Origin of the sequence: Photobacterium makurazakiensis (assembly GCF_050336715.1) — a bacterium.
GTDB lineage: Bacteria > Pseudomonadota > Gammaproteobacteria > Enterobacterales > Vibrionaceae > Photobacterium > Photobacterium makurazakiensis.
Genome location: NZ_JAKJSJ010000126.1, coordinates 1 through 3,665, shown reverse-complemented (window position 1 = coordinate 3,665; position 3,665 = coordinate 1). Strand labels below are relative to the sequence as shown.

At 40.5% G+C, this 3,665-nt stretch carries 5 protein-coding genes; 3 read left to right on the top strand and 2 right to left on the bottom strand.

Annotated features, from left to right (window positions below):
• The first annotated feature begins 12 nt into the window (after positions 1-12).
• Positions 13-489, top strand: coding sequence for a hypothetical protein (locus L4D09_RS28555; protein WP_428460914.1), 477 nt, complete (start codon positions 13-15; stop codon positions 487-489).
• Position 490: 1 nt separating this feature from the next.
• Positions 491-1,537 (top strand): porin, encoded by a 1,047-nt coding sequence (locus L4D09_RS28550; protein ID WP_428460913.1) that lies wholly within the window; start codon positions 491-493, stop codon positions 1,535-1,537.
• Between the two features lie 58 nt (positions 1,538-1,595).
• Here the strand turns inward: L4D09_RS28550 and L4D09_RS28545 are convergent, their stop codons facing one another.
• Positions 1,596-2,501, bottom strand: a complete 906-nt coding sequence (locus L4D09_RS28545) for an ROK family protein (protein ID WP_428460912.1) — start codon at positions 2,499-2,501, stop codon at positions 1,596-1,598.
• Between the two features lie 292 nt (positions 2,502-2,793).
• On the opposite strand from L4D09_RS28545, the gene L4D09_RS28540 reads away from it, so the two are divergent.
• Positions 2,794-3,009: an acetyltransferase gene (locus L4D09_RS28540; RefSeq protein WP_428460911.1), complete on the top strand. Its 216-nt coding sequence runs from the start codon at positions 2,794-2,796 to the stop codon at positions 3,007-3,009.
• 113 nt (positions 3,010-3,122) lie between these two features.
• Here the strand turns inward: L4D09_RS28540 and L4D09_RS28535 are convergent.
• Positions 3,123-3,665: PqiC family protein (locus tag L4D09_RS28535; protein ID WP_428460910.1), on the bottom strand; the 543-nt coding region annotated here is incomplete at its 5' end.

Here is a 3,665-nt window from a genome sequence, read left to right as displayed (position 1 = left end):
GAATTTAAATTAATGAACAATGGATTGAATTTTAAATCAAATTTTATCAGACTCCTTCTATTTACTTACCTATCAGTAATGAGTTTTTCATCTTATGCATCTGAAGGTAATGAAGTTGAGTTTGCCGTGTTTTCTATGAATAAAGACATCCCAGCGTTGAGCAAAAGTAAAACAAGGATGTTATATAAAGGAAAAACAAAAAAATTAAATGGCAGTATCAAGATCATCTTAGTTGATTTACCAGAAAGCTCTATTCTCCGTGAAGATTTTTATAATATGTTATTAGGTAAATCGATATCTCAAATGAATGGGTATTGGGCTAGCCAGTCATTTTCGGGGAAGGGAACACCACCGGAAGAATTAAGCAGCGATGACATTAAAGAAATTTTAGAATGGTTAAATAACAATCCAAATGGTATTGCCTACGCGCCAGTTAATGCTGTGCCAGAAAATGCGAATATTCTAATTACGGTTTTACAAGGAGAGTAAAATGAAAAAACGTCTTCTCTTTTCGCTGCCTCTGCTTGTTTCTCCTATAGCAAGCTTAGCGGCGATAAATGTTACGGATAACCTGTCAATTAGTGGTTTTGGTTCGACATCTATCACGAAATCAGACAACTCAGTCCCTCTCTTTGTCAATCGTGAAATAACAGACGATACCTGTTATGACTGTGACACCACCTTTGGCCTCCAAGCCGATTTACATGTAACCGATGACATACATGCATCGGTACAAGTCGTAAAACGTCCACAGGATGATTGGTCTGATCCCGAGCTTGAGTGGGCTTATGTGTCATATGACTATAACGACCTAACATTCAAAGGCGGCCGATTACGGATCCCCTTATTTTTAATCTCAGAATATTACTACGTTGGCCAAGCCTATCCATGGGCTAGGCCACCGCAAGAAGTCTACGATAGTATTCTCGGATTTACTTATTTCGACGGCCTATCGGCTTCATGGCGCTATGAGCTCAATGACGAAGCAGTACTCACTTTATCGCCTTATTATGGTTTTGAAAGAGACAATAAAGTCGATCTTGGCTCTACAACACTGACTTTTGACACTAAGCATATGGCAGGTCTTGCCGCCGAAGTCAGCGGATTTAACTACCGTGTTCATTTCGGCTATATGAATACAAAATACTCGATGGTGCCCTCGCCTAAAGAAGAAACTCTAAACATTTATACACTAGGTGGTGAATACTCGCTTGATAACTGGCAGTTCATGGCTGAAGTTCAAGCAGACAAGATTCAAACTAATTGGTACGTCAGCGGAGCTTATCATTTAGATAAATTTACACCGTATCTTGTTTACGGTGAAAGCCACGACCGCAGAAAAACAAATAGCCTTACCGCTGGTGTTCGTTATGATCTCACCTATTCAATTTCTGTAAACGCAGAGTGGCAAGGTATCTACATGAGACAAGGTGATTATGATGACTTTGACACTGGCCAGTTTATTTTCCCATCTAAAATAACAGGTGAAGATAAAGACGCCAATGTATTTACGTTAATGCTTAACTTTGTGTTCTAGCGACTACTTTAAAGCACTTAGCAGGCTGTGCTAAGTGCTTTCTATCTACTGATTCATATCACTTCACAAGCATCGCTGCGCCAAACACACCAGCACTATCCCCAAGCAACGGTTTCATTATTTTAGTCTTCACTTCTGGATTAAATAAATGGGGCAAAATTGCTTTTTTACCTTCGGTATATAACCCGTCAATGTTACCAACCCCGCCACCAATGACGATAACATCAGGGTCTAACACATTGATGATTGAAGCGACTGCAATACCAAAGTTAGCATAGAGCCTTTCAAGTGTTTGCAATGCATTTACGTTACCCTGTTGAGATAACACTACGATTTCAGGTAACGACAATGTCTCTCCAGTTTGCGACGTGTAATAACGTTCAAGCGCCTTACCTGATAATACTGTTTCGACACAACCTGTCTTTCCGCAGTAACAATGTCTACCACCGGATTCAAGCAAATTATGCCCCCATTCACCAGCAATACCATGGCGGCCATTCAGAATATGTCCATTTACTACAATGCCCGCACCGACACCTGTCCCCATGATGATACCAAATACTGTTTCAGCTTTGATTTCACTTTGCTTAACGGCACCTAGGTGAGTTTCAGCCAAAGCAAAGCAGTTAGCATCATTGGCTAAACGAACAGTTACCCCTAATAAGGCTTCAAGATCGTGGTGTAATGGCTGGCCATTAAGGTGTGTTGAATTACAATTCTTCATGGTTTGTGCGGATGGATCTAATGTTCCGGGTGTTCCGAATCCTATCGCATAAGGTTGTTCACCAATTAGCGCCGTACAGCGGTCGACCAACTTTTTTATCTGACCAAGTACATGCTGATAGCCTTGTTCACCTTCTGTGGCAATGCGCTCTCTAAGCACACATTTATCATCTTTATAAGACAACACCGCGCACTCAATTTTTGTACCGCCAAGATCGATTCCCCAGTAATATTCTGCCATTCTAATCCCTATTATAATAACCCATCATCAATACCAACCTTAAATAAGCCTTATACATCAGCAACTCCAAGGCACTTTTCTACCCAAGTATCGACCTTAACAAAATGCCACAGATCACTTAGCGACCGGTTTCACATGATAAGCACAAGCATCCAATAAAGGAAAAATCAGCCATACTTAAACCAAAACAGATAGGTGCAGTTATTGATAAGAGCTGCTTTGCACTCTCACAATAACGTCCTTTTATGTTTTATGTTTTATGTTTTATGTTTCTCACTAGGAGATGAAAGCAATGTTTTTGAAAGAATCTCGAACGGGTGATTTAGTTGACGTCGTTGACATGTCTTCGTTAATTAATCCCTTTTCTCAACATGTCACCGTACAGTATCAATCAGGAGAGGATTTAGCTGATCCGGTGAATATAGATAAACAGCAATTAGCCTTCCCTTCAGGTGAAGAATTACCTGAATGTTGGATTAATGGCTATTACAAACACGGGCAACGCTAGTACTCATTTTCCTCTCTTACCCTCATTTATAGGTGTGAGAGAGGAAAGTGGAACGCCTAAATATCATTGGAACAGATACGGAATGATGCCACTAATGCCGCTTTGACCGATATTTAAAGGGATATCTGTCCGATATTCTGGCTAATTTGTTCTGTTAGCCTATCAACACCAACTGAAAGTGCTTTGACTTGCGCGTTGTATCCAGCTTCTTCTAGTGGAACTTGAATAAAAAATGGCTGCCGAGAAATCACATCGCCAGCTTGATTAATCACTATCCATTGCCCTTTTAATTTTGCCAACCCTGAAAAGTGCCCATTAAACGCCGTAAATTTAACCTGCAGCTTAGGCAAACCTACCGATCCAATTGCTGGCGTAAGCTCATCAAACCAATAACGTGATTGCTTCCGCCTTAAATCACTCGTAATCAATCGAGTTAACTGTACAGTAAGATTTTCAGCCCAAAGGTTTTGCTGAGCTTGAACGATTTCGGTATCACTCACTTGATAAACAAGACCTGTACTATTCAAATGCGCACTTACTTCTACAGGCCTCACAATGACTAGCGGCTGTGATTTATTGGCATACGTCATAAACTGATCAGTGTCATAGTTCGGAATTAAGTATGTTTTAACTGCTGGCTCCGATGAACTACACCC

What these genes read in the sequence shown, in the direction of transcription:
- L4D09_RS28550 (WP_428460913.1), top strand. Translation starts at nt 491, where the DNA reads ATGAAAAAACGTCTTCTCTTTTCGCTGCCTCTGCTTGTTTCTCCTATA.
- L4D09_RS28555 (WP_428460914.1), top strand. Translation starts at nt 13, where the DNA reads ATGAACAATGGATTGAATTTTAAATCAAATTTTATCAGACTCCTTCTA.
- L4D09_RS28540 (WP_428460911.1), top strand. Translation starts at nt 2,794, where the DNA reads ATGTTTTTGAAAGAATCTCGAACGGGTGATTTAGTTGACGTCGTTGAC.
- L4D09_RS28545 (WP_428460912.1), bottom strand. Translation starts at nt 2,501, where the DNA reads ATGGCAGAATATTACTGGGGAATCGATCTTGGCGGTACAAAAATTGAG.